Raw genomic sequence first — 15,714 nt, forward strand, 5'->3', positions numbered from 1 at the left:
GCGATTCTATACTTGCGATGCCGTGAACCCCTCCGTATTCCCCGCCCCCCTGCCCGACTCCGCGCCCGACTACGGCGCGCTCGCGGCGCGCGTGCGCGAACTGGCGCGCGAGTTCGGCTTCCAGCGCTGCGGCATCACCGGCGTGGAACTCGGCGAGGACGAAGCGTATCTGCGCGAATGGCTTGCGCAGGGCCTCTACGGATCGATGGACTGGATGGCGCGCCACGGCGATCTGCGCGCGCGCCCGGACGAACTGCATCCCGGCACGGTGCGCGTGATTTCGGTCGGCCTGGATTACGGGCGCGACAGCGACGAAGCCTGGGCGACGCTGGACGACAGCGAACGCGCCTACGTCGCGCGCTACGCGCTGGGCCGCGACTACCACAAGCTGATGCGCCAGCGCCTGCAGCGCCTGGCCGACCGCATCGCCGAGGTCGTCGGTCCGTTCGGGCATCGCGTGTTCGTCGATTCGGCGCCGGTGCTCGAACGCGCGCTCGCGCGTAACGCAGGACTGGGCTGGATCGGCAAGCACACGTGCCTGATCGACAAGGACGGCGGTTCGTTCTTCTTCCTCGGCGAGATCTATGTCGATCTGCCCCTGCCCGTCGACGTGCCGGCGAGCGCGCACTGCGGCACCTGCCGACGCTGCATCGACGTGTGCCCGACGCAGGCGATCGTCGCGCCGTACCGGCTCGATGCGCGGCGCTGCATCGCGTATCTCACGATCGAACACGAAGGCGCGATTCCCGAAGACCTGCGCGCACCGATCGGCAACCGCATCTTCGGATGCGACGACTGCCAGCTGATCTGCCCCTGGAACAAGTTCGCCCAACGCACGGACGAGCCGGATTTCCGCGTGCGCAACGACCTGGACAAGGCGACGCTGGTCGATCTTTTCGCGTGGAGCGAGGAGGAATTCCTCCAGCGCACCGAGGGTTCCGCGATACGGCGCAGCGGCCACGAGCGCTGGCTGCGCAACATCGCCGTCGCGCTGGGGAATGCGCGTTCGACACCGGACGTGATCGGCGCGCTGCGTGCGCGCCGCGAGTCCGCCAGCCCGATGGTGCGCGAGCACATCGAGTGGGCACTGCGCCGACATGGAGCAGACGACGCAGCGTGATGCACGCTGCGTCGCGTTGATTCACCCGCGCAACTGTTCGAGCAGAGCGCGCGTCACCGGATCGTCGGCCTGCGCCTTGCCTTCCAGCGCCGGAAGCAGACGGCTCGCGACCTGCTTGCCGAGTTCCACGCCGAACTGGTCGAAGGCGTTGATGCCCCACACCAGCGACTGCAGGTACACGCTGTGTTCGTACAGCGCGAGCAGCGCGCCGAAGGAATACGGCGTCAGCGCATCGAGCAGCAGCGTCGTCGTCGGACGACCACCGGCGTACGCGCGATGCGGATCGTCGCTGGACTGGCCGTTGGCGAACGCCTCGGTCTGCGCGAGCAGGTTCGCGTGCAGCGCGCGATGGTTCTGCGGATACGGCGCGTCGGCACGCACCACCCCGATGAAATCGGCCGGCACGATCGACGTGCCCTGGTGCAGCGCCTGGAAGAAGCTGTGCTGCGTGTCGGTACCGGCGCCGCCCCACCACACGGGCACGGTTTCGACATCGACGGGCGAACCGTCGGTGCGTACGGATTTGCCGAGGCTTTCCATCACCAGCTGCTGCAGGTAATTCGACAGCAGCTTCAGGCGTTCGTCGTACGGCAGCACCGCGTGCGTCGAGTAACCCAGCCCGTTGCGGTTCCACACGCTGGTGAGCGCGTGCCACACCGCAAGATTCTTTTCGACCGGCGTCTTCAGGACGTGCGCGTCCATCTCGGCGGCGCCGTCGAGCATCTGCTCGAACGCGTCCATGCCGATGGCCAGCGCGATCGGGAAACCGACCGCCGACCACAACGAATAGCGCCCACCGACCCAGTCCCACATCGGCAGGATGCGTTCGGCGGGAATCGAGAACGCCTGAGCCGCGCGCTCGACGTTCGCCGACACGGCGTAAAGGCGCTCGGTGCCGCCCAGCCAGTCGCGCAGGATCGCGCCGTTGAGCAGCGTCTCCTGCGTGCCGAAGGTCTTGGAGATCAGCACCGCCGCGGTGCGCGCCGGATCGAGTCCGGCCAGCACGCGCTGTGCGGCGTGGCCGTCGACGTTGCTGAGGAAATGCACGCGGAAACGGCCGGGCTTCGGGCCGCTCAGCGCATCCACGGCCAGACGCGGGCCGAGGTCGGAGCCGCCGATGCCGACGCTCACGATGTCGGTGATCTCGCTCTTGGCGAGCGAATCGACCAGCGCGCGCATCTGCTTGCGCGCGTCCAGTGCCTGCGCGTGCGCGGCTTTGGCGACCGGCGCGTCGGACAGATCGCTGCGCAGCGACGTGTGCAGCACGCTGCGGCCTTCGGTGAGGTTGATCTTCTCGCCGTCGAACAGCGCCTTCAGGCGCGCCGGCGCATCGACCGATTGGGCGAGCGCGAACAGCGCGGCCAGCGCTTCACGGTCGTAGTGCTGGCGGGCGAAGTTCGCGTAGATCGGGCCCACGCGCAGGGCGAAATCCTGCGCGCGTGCCGCGTCGTCGGCGATCAGCTTCGCCAACGGGGTTTGCTGGATGCGCCCGGCCTGGGCGCGCAGTTGGCTCAGACGGGAAGCGGCATCCATGGGCGGTCAGGCCGCCTGTGCCGGCATCGAACGGTTGGTATGCGTCAGCGCGTTGTCGCGGTCCACGTACACCAGCGTCGGCTTGTACTTGGCTGCCTCGGCCTCCTCGCACACGCCATAGGCGCAGATGATGACCAGATCGCCCGGCTGCGCGCAGTGCGCGGCGGCGCCGTTCACCGAGATCACGCCACTGCCCTCTTCGCCGCGGATGGCGTAGGTGACGAAGCGCTGGCCGTTGTTCACGTTGTAGATGTGGATCTGCTCGTATTCGCGGATGCCGGAAATGTCGAGCAGGCGGCCGTCGATCGCGCACGAGCCTTCGTAATGCAGCTCGGCGTGGGTCACCGTCGCGCGGTGGATCTTGGCCTTGAGGATGTTCAGTTGCATGGATTTCGGCTCCGGCCGCAACGCGGACGCGCTCGGCGTGCAAGGGATTTGGGCAAGTCTAGCAGCGCATGGCGCGGTGCAACATCATCCGGCCCGCCGGATTGGCGGCGGCGCTGGAACGCTCCGGATCGTGCACGCGGTCGCGCGTTCAGGCGGTGAATTCGAGGTTGTCGATCAGGCGTGTGCGCCCGAGCCGCGCGGCGATCAGCGCGACCATGGAACCGGTTTCACCGGTTGCCGGCACCGTCAGGTCGGGCCGGCGCAGGACGGCGTAGTCCGGGTCGAAACCGGCCTCGACCAGGCGCTGCGACGCACCGGCCTCAACGGCTTCGCGCGGCTCGCCAGCGCGGACGGCGTCGGCCATCGCCGCCAGGCAGCGGCTGATCTGCGCCGCCTGCGCGCGTTCGTCGGCCGAGAGGTACTGGTTGCGCGAGCTCATCGCCAGTCCGTTCGCTTCTCGAACGATGTCGGCGCCGACGATCTCGATCGGGAACGCGAGGTCGCGGACCATGTAACGCACGACGGCGAGCTGCTGGTAATCCTTGCGGCCGAACACCGCGACGTCCGGCTGCACCTGGTTGAACAGTCGCGACACGACGGTCGCAACACCGTCGAAATGGCCGGGACGGGACGCGCCCTCCAGCGTGGCCGTGACGTTCGGCACCTGCACGCGCACGGTCGCCTCGACGCCGTACGGGTACATCGCCTCCACCGACGGCAGCCAGAGCGCGTCGCAGCCGGCCGCTTCCAGGCCGCGCGCGTCGGCGTCGGGCGTGCGCGGATAGCGGGCGAAATCCTCGTTCGGACCGAACTGCGTTGGATTGACGAAAACGCTGGCGACCACGCGATCGGCATGCGTGCGCGCGAGTTTCACCAGCGAGAAGTGGCCGTCGTGCAGGTTGCCCATCGTCGGCACGAAAGCGACGCGCAGGCCATCGCGCTTCCAGCTGCGCACGCGCTCGCGCAGCGCGTCGAGTTCGGTGAAGGTGTCGATCATCGTGTTCGGATCAGGAAGCGGAGCGGATCAGGCGTACGAATGTTCGGCGTCGGGGAACGAACCGTCGCGCACCGCCTTTGCGTAGGCGGCGAATGCACCGGCAACCGAGCCGCCTTCGGCGAGGAAATCCTTCACGAAGCGCGGCCGGCGATGGCCGGAATTGACGCCCAGCAGATCGTGCAGCACCAGCACCTGGCCGTCGCATTGCGGGCCGGCGCCGATGCCGATGGTGGGAATGTCGAGATCGGCGGTGATCGATGCAGCGACCGGCGTGGGCACGCATTCGAGCACCAGCAGCGTGGCGCCGGCGTCCTGCACGGCGCGGGCGTCTTCGCGGAGGCGCCTGGCGGCGACCTCATCGCGACCCTGCACCTTGTAGCCGCCCAGGCGCAACACCGATTGCGGCGTGAGGCCCAGGTGCGCGCAGACCGGGATCTCGCGATCGACGAGGAACCGGATGACCTCAAGCTTGTGCGCGGCGCCTTCGAGCTTGACCATCGCCGCCCCTGCCTGCAGCAGGCGGATCGACGCGTCGAGCGCGCGCTCCGGTGTGGCATCGGCACCGAACGGCAGGTCGGCGATCAGCAGCGTCTTGTCCAGTCCGCGCGCGACGCAGGCCGTGTGGTACGCGACGTCGGCGGTGGTCACCGGGATCGTGCTGTCGTGTCCCTGCATCACCATGCCGAGCGAATCGCCGACCAGCACCAGGTCGATGCCGACGTCCTCCATCGTGCGCGCGAAGCCCGCGTCGTAGCAGGTCAGCATGACCAGCTTGCGGCCGTCGCGCTTGGCCTGCGCGAGCGCGGGCACGGTCCACGCCTTCTCGGCGGCACGGGACGACTCGTTCGGAGTTCCGCTGTACATGGGCAGCTTCTATCGCCGGCGCGAACGCTCAGGCGGGATCGAGGGGGTCCGCATACGTTACCCCCTCGACCTGCGCCGGTGCCATCCTCGCCAGCGCCTGCGCGGCGGTGCCGACGCCGGGGATGTCCACGTCCGGCGCGATTTCGGCCAGCGGCACCAGCACGAAGGCGCGCTCGTGAAGGCGTGGATGCGGCACGTGCAGGCCGGGCGCGTCGATTCGTTCGTGCCCGTACAGGAGCAGGTCGAGGTCCAGCGTCCGCGGGCCCCAGCGATCGCTGCCGTCTTCCAGCCGATGGCGGCCGGCGTGGCGCTCGATTTCGAGCAGGTCGTCCAGCAACTGCCGCGGCGCGCGGCGCGTATGCAGCAGCGCGACGGCGTTGATGAAATCCGGCTGGTCGGTCACGCCCCACGCGGCGGTGCGATACAGCTTCGACGCGATCGCCACGCGCGTGTCGGGCAGCGCATCGAGCGAGCGCAACGCAGCCTTCAACGTGGCGAGGCTGTCGCCCAGATTGCTGCCCAAGCCGATGAAGGCCCGGTTTTCAGGCGTTTGGCTCATTCGCCGCCGTGGGCGGTCTTGCGACGACGACGGCGGCGCTTGCGCGGCGCATCGCCTTCTTCGCTCGACTCGGCGTCGCGATGCGCGTCTGCCGCGGCCAACGCGTGCGCGGGGTCGGTCTGCGCCTCGCGCCAGAACGCCACGTCGTCGGCGTGCTCCTCGGAAGCCGCCATGCGCAGGTTGAGGAAATCGAACGCCGCACGGAAGCGCGGATGCGCAAGCGTGCGGAACACCCGCTTGCGCTGGCGCTGCGAGAAGCGCGACTGCAGCAGCCAGATTTCCTGCATCGGCAGCGAGAAACGACGCGGCAGCGCGATGGTTTCCAACTGGTGCACGGTGACACGATCGGCCGCGCGACGCTGCGCTTCGGCTGCGTGCACGCCCTGCGCCTGCAGCGTGATCAGCGCGCGGCAATACGCCGGCCACAGCAGCAGTGCGAAGAGGAACGCCGGCGACACCGGCTCGTCGTTCGCCACGCGTGTGTCGGTGCCCTTCAGGCCTTCCAGCAGCATGCGGCGCAGCGCACCGCTGCGATTGGACTTCAGCGCGGCAGCGGTTTCCGGCAGCAGCGCCGGCAGCAGGCCGTGGCGCTCTAGGCCGAGGAAACTCTTCACGGCATGACCGGAGAGGAACAGCTTCAGGCATTCCTCGAACAGGCGCGCCGGCGCGGCTTCGCGCAGCAGCGGCGCCAGTTGCGCGATCGGCTTGGCCGTTTCCGTTTCGATCTCGAAATCGAGCTTCGCCGCCAGGCGCACCGCGCGCAGCATGCGTACGGGATCTTCGCGATAGCGCGTTTCCGGATCGCCGATCAGGCGCATCAAACGGTTGCGCACATCATCGAAACCGCCGGTGTAATCGCGCACCGAGAAATCCTCGATCGCGTAGTACAGCGCGTTGGCGGTGAAATCGCGACGGACCGCGTCGTCCTCGATCGAACCGTACACGTTGTCGCGCAGGACGCGGCCGCCTTCGTGCAGCTCGCGGTCGCCGCTGCCGTCGTCGCTGTTGGCGCGGAACGTCGCGACTTCGATGATCTCGCGCCCGTAGACGACGTGCGCCAGGCGGAAGCGGCGCCCGATGAGGCGGCAGTTGCGGAACAGGCCCTTGACCTCTTCCGGCGTCGCGTTGGTGGCGACGTCGAAGTCCTTCGGATGGCCGCCGATGAGCAGGTCCCGCACGGCGCCGCCGACGAGGTAGGCCTCGAAACCTCCTTCGCGCAGGCGATAAAGCACGCGCAGGGCATTGGGGCTGATGTCGCGCCGCGAGACGTTGTGCTGGTCGCGCGGGATGATCTGCAATTGGGTTCGGATATGAGGTTGCATCAGGCGGGCGTGCCGCGGATCCTTGGAAAGATGGCCGTTGCCGCCGGCAACAGCGGCGCATATACTAGCAAGCCGCGTAACGTTGAGAGCCTGCGCGGGGTTCACCGCTCCACATGCTCCCATCGTCTAGAGGCCTAGGACACCGCCCTCTCAAGGCAGTAACACGGGTTCGAATCCCGTTGGGAGTACCAATTCCTGAAGCCCGCGCAGCGATGCGCGGGCTTTTTCTTTGGCCTCGCCGGGCCCATCCGCCAAGCCCGGCTTGGGGCTCGTCACCCCGAATCGCTAGACTATCGCGATGCCCCGGCGCGCCTTCACGGCGCCCCTGTTCCAAGGCACCACTTTCACGGAAGCCCCGAGCCATGCCCTTCGTCGTCACCGAGAACTGCATCAAGTGCAAGTACACCGACTGCGTGGAGGTGTGCCCGGTCGACTGTTTCCATGAGGGCCCGAACTTCCTGGTGATCGATCCGGACGAGTGCATCGACTGCACCCTGTGCGAGCCGGAGTGCCCGATCAACGCGATCTACCCCGAGGATGACGTCCCGGCCGGCCAGGAAGGCTACGTGGCGCTCAATGCCGAACTTTCGAAGGCTTGGCCGGTTATCACCACCCGCAAGGACCCGCTGCCGGACGCCAAGGAATGGGAAGGCAAGCCAGGCAAGCTGGACCTGCTGGAGCGCTGAAAGCCCGCGGTCGGGCCCAGCTCCACCGGGCCGGCTGCGAAGCGGAAAAGAAAACGGGCGCCGAAGCGCCCGTTTTTCGTTCCGGCGACTGGCGCCTTACTGCGCGCCGAGGGCGGTGCGCAGCGTATCGATGAGCTTCTTCGGCGCCGCACCGGTGGCCGGCAGGCCGCGCGGGTCGACCGCCGACACGTACGAGCCGGCCGACGCGCCGGCCACGCGAACGAGGAAGTTGGCGCCCTCGTAGCTGACGTCATACACGCCCAGCGCTTCGGCGCGGCTGGTGATCGTCACGCCCTGCACCGCGGCCAACGCTTCGCCGACTTTCGCGAACGCTTCCTCGCGACCGGTCGCCAGGCCGAAACCGCCCGACGCCTGGCCCGATTCCACCGACTGGCGCGCGGCGGCGGACGGGACGTTCACGGCGGTGTCGGTGCGCGGCAGGTCGAGGTCCGGCGGGACTTCCAGCGGGCGCGTTTCCGGGCTCTGCGCGTAGAGGTCGCTGCCCTTGCGGAACCAGCTGCAGCCGGAGCCGAGCGCGACACCTACCAGCAACAGGCCGGCCACGGCGGCGCGGGCGATCGAAACGTTGGGACGCATGTAAGTCTCCTGCAGGGTTCAGGCCACGAGCGATTCGTGGCTTTCCAGTTCGAGTTCGGCGACCAGCGCGGCGATCGTCGCGGCAGTACCGGCATGTGCTGCCGAGAGCGGCAGCAGCGGCAGTCGAAGCCCGTGGCCGATGCCCTGTCGCGCCAGCAGCGCCTTGACGGGGATCGGGTTGGGCTCGACGCCGAGGAAGTCGTACGTCGTCTGCAGGCGCGCATCGAGTGCGAGCGCGGCGTCGCGCTGGCCCGCGCGCGCCAGGTCGGCAAGGCGTCGGAACGCACGCGGCACGACGTTCGAGGCGACGGAAATCACGCCATCGGCACCGGCGAACATCGCGCGGCACGCGGTCGGATCGTCGCCGCTGAGGATCGCGAATTCCTCGCTGCGCAGTTCGAGCAGCGCGGCCATGCGCTCGGGCTCGCTGCGCGCTTCCTTGATGCCGACGATGCGCGGATGCGACACCAGTTCGGCCACCGTTTCCGGAAGCAGGTCGCCGCCGGTGCGACCGGGCACGTTGTAGAGGACGACCGGCAGCGCGCCGTCGTCGGCAATGGCGCGGTAATGCGCGATCAGGCCGGCCTGCGTCGGACGCACGTAAGGCGGGGTCACGACCAGCGCCGCGTCGGCGCCGAGCGCGGCGACGCGACGGGTGAGTTCGATGGTCTTGGCGGTATTCGACAGGCCGGTGCCGGCCAGCACCGGGATGCGTCCTGCCACGCGTTCGACCGCGGTGCGCAGCAGCGTGTCGTACTCGGCGTCGAACAGTGCCGCCGCTTCGCCGGTGGAGCCGGCGACGACGACGCCCTGGGTGCCTGCGGCGAGTTGCCCGTCGAGCAGTCGGTTCCAGGCGTCGAGGTCGATTTCGCCGGACGCGGTGAAAGGCGTCGCCAGCGCGGTGATGCTGCCGGAAAGTCGCAAGGTCTTCGGTTCCGAGGGGCCGCGTTTGCAGGAATCCGCGCGGGCTGCGCGGGGGTTGGATGACATCGTCTCGGCGCGGTTCGAACGGCGTCGAGCGCGCGCGCAGCGCTTCCAGATGTTACTTGCGGCGCGAAAGCGTGGGCAAGTATGCTCCCGCCAAGCACGGGCCCCTCACGGGCCACCATTCAGTATCCGAGCCCAGGCTCACCAGGACAGGCGCCGCCTTGACCGATTCCGCTTCCCGGCCGTCGCCGAACGAAAACCACCTCCTGATCAACGCCTACACGACGCATCCGGAGTCGCCGCTGCTGTCGGTGACGCGTCGTATCGCCGATTCGGGGTGCAATCTCGTCGACGCGCGCCTGGCCACCGTCGGCCGCGACGTGTCGGTCACGACGCTCGCGGTGGGTTCGTGGGATTCGGTCGCCAAGCTCGAAGCCATGCTCACGCGCCTGGAGCGCGAGGAAGGCCTGAAACTGGTGTGGTATCGCACCGGCGCCAAGCAGGTGCAGTCCAGCCTGCTGCCGTACGTGGTGGAAGTGGTTGCCGCCGACAAGCCGGGCATCCTGTTCCAGCTGGCCGATTTCTTCGACCGCCAGGGCATCACCATCGAAAGCCTGCATTCGTCGCGTTACCGCGCGATGCAGACCGGCGCCGAGATGTTCTCGGCCCAGATCACCATCGGCGTGCCTTCCAGCATGCACATCGCCGCGCTGCGCGACGACTTCCTCGAGTTCTGCGACCACCTCAACCTCGACGCGATCATGGACCCGATGAAGTTCTGATCGCCCGCGCGAACGGAACCTGCAAAAGACGATGCCCCTCGACACCGGCGACCGAATCCCGAAGAACGTCTCCACCCTGCCCCTGGCGCTGTCCAGCGGCGAGACCGCGCATCTGAAGGACTACGAAGGCGGCTGGCTGGTCCTGTACTTCTATCCGAAGGACAGCACGCCCGGCTGCACGACCGAAGGCATCGACTTCAATGCGCTGCTGCCGAAGTTCACCAAGCTCGGCGCGACCGTGCTGGGCGTGTCGCGCGATTCGATCAAGTCGCACCAGAACTTCTGCGCGAAGCAGGGTTTCAAGTTCGACCTGGTGAGCGACCGCGACGAAGCGCTCTGCAACGCTTTCGACGTGATCAAGCCCAAGAAGCTCTACGGCCGCGAATACGTCGGCGTCGAGCGCAGTACGTTCCTCATCGATCCCAAGGGCGTCATCGCCCAGTCATGGCGGCCGGTGAAAGTGCCGGGCCATGCGCAAGCCGTCCTCGACGCGCTCAAGGAACACGCAACGCAGTGACCCCCTTCGTGCACACGCAACGCCGCCGTCCCGCATCGCGGGCCACGGCAGCGTCGCCGTGCGCGAAAGGCGCGCAACTTGCATGCGGTCGCGCAGTCAGGTTTCCCGCCGCGCGAAGCAGTACACCACGCAACAGCCTCCCGTTTTCCAGGCAGTCCCACCCGCTCCGGAGTGTTCGATGACCAGAAGCAAGCGGATCTACGTGCTCGACACCAACGTCCTCATGCACGACCCGACCGCGCTGTTCAAATTCGAGGAACACGATGTCTTCCTGCCCATGCAGGTCATCGAGGAACTCGACAACGCCAAGAAAGGCACCTCCGAAGCCAGCCGCAACGCGCGCCAGGTCAGCCGCTTCCTCAACGAACTGATCGAAGCCGGCGGTTCCGACAAGATCTCCGAAGGCATCCCGCTCAACCGTCCGCAGGGCCTGCAGCTGCGCGGCGCGCAGAGCATCGGCCGCCTTCGCTTCCAGACGCGCGATTTCGATTCGGGCAAGCGCTTCGGCGCCGTGATTCCCGACAACCACATCCTGGGTTCGATCCTCGCGCTGAAGGAAGCCGAGCCCGGCGTGCCGGTGGTCTTCATCTCGAAAGACGTCAACCTGCGCATCAAGGCGTCGATCGCCGGCATCGTGTCGGAGGATTACGAGAACGATCGCGCGCTCGACGACTTCAGCCTGCTGTACACCGGCGCGACCGCGCTGCCGGAGGATTTCTGGCAGCGCTACGGCAAGGACCTGAAGTCCTGGACCGAGAAGGGCCGCACGTTCTACGAGATCCACCGCCGTGACGAGGACGACTTCCATCCGAACCAGTTCCTGTACCTGCCGGGCGACGAGGAATCGGAACTGAAGGTCGCACGCGTCAACGACGAGAAGGTGGTGCTGCAGATCGTCGACGACTACCGCCACCACCAGCATGCCGTGTGGGGAATCGCCGCGCGCAACCGCGAACAGAACTTCGCGCTCAACGCGCTGATGGATCCGGAAATCGACTTCGTCACGCTGCTCGGCACCGCCGGCACCGGCAAGACGCTGCTCGCGCTCGCCGCGGGCCTGGCGCAGACGATGGACCAGCAGCGCTATCGCGAAATCATCATGACCCGCGCGACGGTGAGCGTCGGCGAGGACATCGGCTTCCTGCCGGGCACGGAGGAGGAAAAGATGACGCCGTGGATGGGCGCGCTGACCGACAACCTGGAAGTGCTCACGCACAACCAGGAAGGCGGCAGCTGGGGCCGCGCGGCCACCAACGACCTGCTCGCCAGCCGCATCAAGATCCGTTCGATGAACTTCATGCGCGGCCGCACGTTCCTCAGCCGCTGGCTGATCTTGGACGAAGCGCAGAACCTCACGCCCAAGCAGATGAAGACGCTGATCACGCGCGCCGGCCCCGGGACGAAGATCGTGTGCCTGGGCAACGTCGAACAGATCGACACGCCGTACCTCACCGAAACCACGTCGGGCCTGACCTACGCGGTCGACCGCTTCAAGAACTGGGACCACAGCGCGCACATCACGCTGCGTCGCGGCGAGCGCTCGCGCCTGGCCGATTACGCTTCAGAAGTGCTGTAACACCATGCCGTGAAGCCCCTCTCCCGCGAGCGGGAGAGGGGTTGGGGTGAGGCCGTCCCAGCAGGCACACTGTCGCCATGAACGACACCGCCCTGCCCCCCTGTGCCCTCACCATCGCCGGCTCCGATTCCGGCGGCGGCGCGGGTATCCAGGCCGACCTGAAGACCTTCGCCGCACACCGCGTGCACGGGCTCAGCGCGATCGCCGCACTCACCGCGCAGCACACGCGCGCCGTTACTGCCGTGCACGTGCCCGATGTCGCGTTCCTGCGCGCGCAGATCGACGCATGCTTCGACGATTTCACCATCGGCGCGGTGAAACTCGGCATGCTGGCCAACGCCGAGGTGATCCTCGCCGTCGCCGATGCGCTCGAACACCACAAACCGAAGCATGTCGTGCTCGATCCGGTGATGGTCTCGACGTCCGGCGCGCGCCTGCTCGAACCCGGCGCGCTCGATGCCTTGCGTACGCGCCTGCTGCCGATGGCGACGCTGGTGACGCCGAACCTGCCGGAAGCCGAACTGCTGATCGGCGAACGCATCGAGGACGTGGACGCCATGCACGGCGCGATCGACGCATTGCACGCGCTCGGCACGAAGGCGGTGCTGCTGAAAGGCGGCCATCTGCCGGTGGAGGCCGCACGCGATGAGGTCGTCGACCTGTTCGCCGATGGCAACGGCGTGCATCCGATGTCGCATGCGCGGCTGAAGATCGACGCGCACGGCACGGGGTGCACGCTCGCTTCGGCGGTCGCGGCGAACCTGTGCCTTGGCCGCGACCTGCGCGACGCGAGCATCGCCGCCACCGATTACGTGCACGCCGCCCTGCTTCGAGGCTATCGCCCGGGCCGTGGCGACGTGCTGGTGCTCGATCATTTCGGAGCCGCGCCGCATGGATGACGCAACGCCGCACGATATCCGCGCGTGCGAACTGGACGCGCAGGCCGACGACGGTCACCGCTACGAGCTGATCGCACGCATTCCCGCCGCACCGCGCGCGAGTCTGCTGTGGCTGCCGGCGATGGGCATCGGCGCGAAGCACTACGTGCCGTTCGCCGACGCGCTCGCGCGGCGCGGCATCGCGGTGTTCCTTCACGAATGGCGCGGCGCCGGATCGAGCAGCGTGCGCGCGAGCCGCGACACCGACTGGGGCTATCGCGAACTGCTCACGCTCGACATTCCCGCCAGCGAAGCGGTGATCGCCCAGCACGTGGCCGAGGTGCCGCGCATCGTGGGCGGCCACAGTCTCGGCGGGCAGTTGGCCTGCTGCCGGCTCGGCCTGTCGCCGGAAAGCGCGCAGCGCCTGTGGCTGGTCGGCAGCGGCGCGCCGTACTGGCGCGCGTTCCCGGCGCGCACCGCGTGGTGGTTGCCGATGGTCTACCGGTTCCTTCCGTGGCTTGCCGATTTCCACGGCGTACTGCCCGGTCGTCGCATCGGCTTCGGCGGGCAGGAAGCGAGGGGCGTGATCCGCGACTGGAGCCGCAGCGGCCTGTCAGGCCGCTATGCCGCCGCCGGCGTGGATGTCGACCTGGAAGCGGCGATGGCCGCGCTCACGCTGGACGCGCATGCCGTCGCGCTCGCGCGGGACTGGCTCGGACCCGTGTCGTCGCTGCGCTTCCTGCTGTCGAAACTGCGCCGCGTCGAACCGCGCATCGACGTACTCGACGCTGCCGCGCTGGGCACGCGCGCCGACCACTACGCCTGGATGAAGCAGCCCGCTGCGGTGGTCGACGCCCTGCTGCGCTGACCGTTCGTCCGGCCCGCGACCGAAGCGACCCCGACCTTCCGTTAACCGGAGTGAGGCCCCTCCCCCGCCGAGAGGAGGCGGCCGGAACCCGGCCGTGCGCCGGGAACAACACGCGGTTCCGCCGGAAGGCGGCACAACGGGGGGCGAGATCGCATGGGCGGATGGGTTTCCAGGGCACCGGCCGCATGGATCGCGGTGAAACTGGTGCTGATCGGCGCCTATCTGCTGGGCACCAACCGCCTGCTTGCCGAGCGCGTGGCCCACATCGGGCTGCAACCCGGCCTGGCGGTGTTCGCCGCGGTCTGGCTGTTGTGCATCGTGACAATGCTGGTACTCGCGTTCCATGCGCGCACGCCCGCGCGTGTCGTGTGGAGCGCGATCTTCTTCCTCGGCAGCACCTTCACGCTGTCCCACGCGCTGATCGTCTCGCGCCACCTGGGCCTGATCGAATTCGAACAGTTGCTGGGCCTCATCGGCTTCGCGCACAACCTCAAGGGCTTCCACGACGCGCAGATCCTGCAGGCGGTGGCGTGGTCTGCATTGGGCGTCATCGCGATCAACCTGCCGCCGTGGCTCGCACCACCGAACTCGCCGTCGCTGCTGCGCTGGCCGCAGCGCAATCCTGGTCTGCTGCAGTTGCTTCCGGTGGTGGCGATCGGGGCGATCCTGTACCTGCGCGGTGGCGAAGGCTCCAACGGATTCCCAGGGCAGTACACGACGGCCGCGTTCGCCGGCGTGCTGGGCGCGGAGAAAGTGCTTGCGCCGCCCGCGCCCGAACGCGAGGACATCGCGCTGCCGCACCTGGGCCAGCGGCCGTTCCGCCACATCGTGCTGGTGATGGACGAAAGCGTGCGCGGCGATTACGTCGACCTCAACGTCGAGGACGGCGTGGAAACCGGACTGCGCCCGCTCGGCACCGCGCTGGCGAACTTCGGCATCGCCGCATCGACGGCCAATTGCTCCGCGACGTCAAACGCCAGCGTGCGCTATGGCGTCACGCGCGACAGCTACCTCAAGGACCTGCAGCTCAATCCGTCGTTCTGGCGTTACGCGGCTCGCGCCGGCTACCGCACGGTCTACATCGATGCGCAGCGCCACGACGGCAAGCTGCAGAACTTCATGGATCCGCGCGAAGTCGGCGAGATCGACGAGTTCGTGCAGGTCGGTACGGCGTTCGCGCCGGACGCGAAGGACATCGAGGCCGGCCGCCTGCTCAACCGCGTGCTGCTGCGCGAACGTCCAAGCTTCACCTACGTCAACAAGATGGGCTGCCACTTTCCGTACGAAGGAAAGTACCCGACCGCGAACACGCTGTATTCGCCGACGATGTCGCGCGCATTCGTGTCGAAGGAAACCGACGACGGCTCCGGTTACCGGCAGGCCGAGAACGCCGAACAACGCTGGCGACAGGTGAACAGCTACCGCAACTGCCTGGCCTGGAACACGCGCGGTTTCTTCCGCGAGGCGCTTGCAAACGTGGACCTGAGCGACACGCTCATCGTCTACACCGCCGACCACGGCCAGAATTTCCACGAAGACGGCAGCCCGGGCGAGCAGACGCATTGCACGATCGGCACCGCATCGCCCGGCGAAGGCCGCATTCCGCTGGCGACGATCACGCGCAACGCCGAACTCTCGCCGCTGCTGCGCGACGCGGCGCGCCGCAACCACGACCGCGGCAGCGCCTTCAACGTGTACCCGACGCTGCTTGCCCTGATGGGCTACGGCCCGCCGGCTGCGGGCGCGAACTTCGAAGCGGACCTGCTCGGCACGCTGCCCGAAGACAACACGCGCTTCCTTTCCACCTACTTCGTGCGCTTCGGCCGCGAACCGGTGTGGAATTCCATCGGCCGCACGACGCAGCTGCGCGATGGGTTGCAGCGCGTCCTGGCGGATGACCGGCACGCGTCGAGCGAGGATTCGGGGGCAGCGAGCGGGGCGCCGTAGCTGTCACCGCAGCTTTCGGGCCGTCATCCCCGCGAAGGCGGGGATCCATGCGTGGCGGCCTCACCGCTTCCGAAGGGCGTGATCCATTTGAAAGATGGATTCCCGCCTTCGCGGGAATGACGGCATTAGGTCACGCGCCTTCGGAAGTCCTGAT

At 67.9% G+C, this 15,714-nt stretch carries 15 protein-coding genes, 1 tRNA gene and 1 pseudogene; 9 read left to right on the forward strand and 8 right to left on the reverse strand.

The features are described from left to right. The first annotated feature begins 49 nt into the window (after positions 1–49). Complete coding sequence (queG, locus tag DX912_RS01720; protein ID WP_115841023.1) at positions 50–1,120, forward strand: tRNA epoxyqueuosine(34) reductase QueG; 1,071 nt, start codon at positions 50–52, stop codon at positions 1,118–1,120. Positions 1,121–1,141: 21 nt separating this feature from the next. Here the strand turns inward: queG and pgi are convergent, their stop codons facing one another. From pgi to pcnB, 6 genes and pseudogenes are all read right to left on the reverse strand, one after another. Continuing rightward, positions 1,142–2,653 (reverse strand): glucose-6-phosphate isomerase, encoded by a 1,512-nt coding sequence (gene pgi, locus DX912_RS01725; protein WP_115840719.1) that lies wholly within the window; start codon positions 2,651–2,653, stop codon positions 1,142–1,144. 6 nt (positions 2,654–2,659) lie between these two features. Next, complete coding sequence (gene panD / locus DX912_RS01730) at positions 2,660–3,040, reverse strand: aspartate 1-decarboxylase (protein WP_115840720.1); 381 nt, start codon at positions 3,038–3,040, stop codon at positions 2,660–2,662. Positions 3,041–3,188: 148 nt separating this feature from the next. Further along, positions 3,189–4,037, reverse strand: coding sequence for a pantoate--beta-alanine ligase (gene panC, locus DX912_RS01735; protein WP_115840721.1), 849 nt, complete (start codon positions 4,035–4,037; stop codon positions 3,189–3,191). A 27-nt stretch (positions 4,038–4,064) separates the two neighbouring features. Next, positions 4,065–4,901 carry a 3-methyl-2-oxobutanoate hydroxymethyltransferase gene (gene panB, locus DX912_RS01740; RefSeq protein ID WP_115840722.1) on the reverse strand — a complete coding sequence of 279 codons (837 nt, stop codon included), beginning with the start codon at positions 4,899–4,901 and terminating at the stop codon, positions 4,065–4,067. Between the two features lie 28 nt (positions 4,902–4,929). Beyond that, entirely contained in the window at positions 4,930–5,460 is a 531-nt protein-coding gene (gene folK, locus DX912_RS01745) for a 2-amino-4-hydroxy-6-hydroxymethyldihydropteridine diphosphokinase (RefSeq protein ID WP_115840723.1), read from the reverse strand. Continuing rightward, positions 5,457–6,758, reverse strand: a pseudogene (gene pcnB / locus DX912_RS01750) (polynucleotide adenylyltransferase PcnB); the annotation flags it as partial. The gene folK and the pseudogene pcnB, both read right to left, overlap by 4 nt. A gap of 139 nt (positions 6,759–6,897) precedes the next feature. Here pcnB and DX912_RS01755 point away from each other — a divergent pair. Together DX912_RS01755 and fdxA are read left to right on the forward strand one after the other, a co-directional pair. After that, a tRNA-Glu gene (locus DX912_RS01755) sits at positions 6,898–6,973 on the forward strand. A 171-nt stretch (positions 6,974–7,144) separates the two neighbouring features. After that, on the forward strand, positions 7,145–7,468 hold the full coding sequence (gene fdxA, locus DX912_RS01760) for a ferredoxin FdxA (RefSeq protein WP_115840725.1): 324 nt from the start codon (positions 7,145–7,147) through the stop codon (positions 7,466–7,468). A gap of 96 nt (positions 7,469–7,564) precedes the next feature. On the opposite strand, the gene DX912_RS01765 is transcribed toward fdxA, so the two are convergent. After that, on the reverse strand, positions 7,565–8,065 hold the full coding sequence (locus DX912_RS01765) for a hypothetical protein (protein ID WP_115840726.1): 501 nt from the start codon (positions 8,063–8,065) through the stop codon (positions 7,565–7,567). A gap of 18 nt (positions 8,066–8,083) precedes the next feature. Further along, positions 8,084–8,989 carry a 4-hydroxy-tetrahydrodipicolinate synthase gene (gene dapA, locus DX912_RS01770; protein WP_115840727.1) on the reverse strand — a complete coding sequence of 302 codons (906 nt, stop codon included), beginning with the start codon at positions 8,987–8,989 and terminating at the stop codon, positions 8,084–8,086. A 224-nt stretch (positions 8,990–9,213) separates the two neighbouring features. Here dapA and DX912_RS01775 point away from each other — a divergent pair, with 224 nt between their 5' ends. From DX912_RS01775 to DX912_RS01800, 6 genes are all read left to right on the forward strand, one after another. Continuing rightward, positions 9,214–9,774, forward strand: coding sequence for a glycine cleavage system transcriptional repressor (locus DX912_RS01775; protein WP_115840728.1), 561 nt, complete (start codon positions 9,214–9,216; stop codon positions 9,772–9,774). Positions 9,775–9,805: 31 nt separating this feature from the next. Continuing rightward, positions 9,806–10,291 (forward strand): peroxiredoxin, encoded by a 486-nt coding sequence (locus tag DX912_RS01780; protein WP_115840729.1) that lies wholly within the window; start codon positions 9,806–9,808, stop codon positions 10,289–10,291. A gap of 178 nt (positions 10,292–10,469) precedes the next feature. Further along, positions 10,470–11,867, forward strand: coding sequence for a PhoH family protein (locus DX912_RS01785; RefSeq protein WP_115840730.1), 1,398 nt, complete (start codon positions 10,470–10,472; stop codon positions 11,865–11,867). Between the two features lie 77 nt (positions 11,868–11,944). Next, positions 11,945–12,766, forward strand: a complete 822-nt coding sequence (gene thiD / locus DX912_RS01790) for a bifunctional hydroxymethylpyrimidine kinase/phosphomethylpyrimidine kinase (protein WP_115840731.1) — start codon at positions 11,945–11,947, stop codon at positions 12,764–12,766. Beyond that, entirely contained in the window at positions 12,759–13,613 is an 855-nt protein-coding gene (locus tag DX912_RS01795; RefSeq protein WP_115840732.1) for an alpha/beta hydrolase family protein, read from the forward strand. The genes thiD and DX912_RS01795 overlap by 8 nt, the downstream gene beginning before the upstream one ends. 195 nt (positions 13,614–13,808) lie before the next feature. Next, positions 13,809–15,560, forward strand: coding sequence for a sulfatase-like hydrolase/transferase (locus tag DX912_RS01800; protein ID WP_181902665.1), 1,752 nt, complete (start codon positions 13,809–13,811; stop codon positions 15,558–15,560). Positions 15,561–15,714 lie beyond the last annotated feature (154 nt).

It is taken from the genome of Lysobacter soli (genome assembly GCF_003382285.1).
Lineage (GTDB): Bacteria > Pseudomonadota > Gammaproteobacteria > Xanthomonadales > Xanthomonadaceae > Lysobacter_J > Lysobacter_J soli.

What these genes read in the sequence shown, in the direction of transcription:
- fdxA (WP_115840725.1), top strand. Translation starts at nt 7,145, where the DNA reads ATGCCCTTCGTCGTCACCGAGAACTGCATCAAGTGCAAGTACACCGAC.
- panC (WP_115840721.1), bottom strand. Translation starts at nt 4,037, where the DNA reads ATGATCGACACCTTCACCGAACTCGACGCGCTGCGCGAGCGCGTGCGC.
- panD (WP_115840720.1), bottom strand. Translation starts at nt 3,040, where the DNA reads ATGCAACTGAACATCCTCAAGGCCAAGATCCACCGCGCGACGGTGACC.
- DX912_RS01795 (WP_115840732.1), top strand. Translation starts at nt 12,759, where the DNA reads ATGGATGACGCAACGCCGCACGATATCCGCGCGTGCGAACTGGACGCG.
- panB (WP_115840722.1), bottom strand. Translation starts at nt 4,901, where the DNA reads ATGTACAGCGGAACTCCGAACGAGTCGTCCCGTGCCGCCGAGAAGGCG.
- DX912_RS01780 (WP_115840729.1), top strand. Translation starts at nt 9,806, where the DNA reads ATGCCCCTCGACACCGGCGACCGAATCCCGAAGAACGTCTCCACCCTG.
- folK (WP_115840723.1), bottom strand. Translation starts at nt 5,460, where the DNA reads ATGAGCCAAACGCCTGAAAACCGGGCCTTCATCGGCTTGGGCAGCAAT.
- pgi (WP_115840719.1), bottom strand. Translation starts at nt 2,653, where the DNA reads ATGGATGCCGCTTCCCGTCTGAGCCAACTGCGCGCCCAGGCCGGGCGC.
- thiD (WP_115840731.1), top strand. Translation starts at nt 11,945, where the DNA reads ATGAACGACACCGCCCTGCCCCCCTGTGCCCTCACCATCGCCGGCTCC.
- DX912_RS01765 (WP_115840726.1), bottom strand. Translation starts at nt 8,065, where the DNA reads ATGCGTCCCAACGTTTCGATCGCCCGCGCCGCCGTGGCCGGCCTGTTG.
- DX912_RS01785 (WP_115840730.1), top strand. Translation starts at nt 10,470, where the DNA reads ATGACCAGAAGCAAGCGGATCTACGTGCTCGACACCAACGTCCTCATG.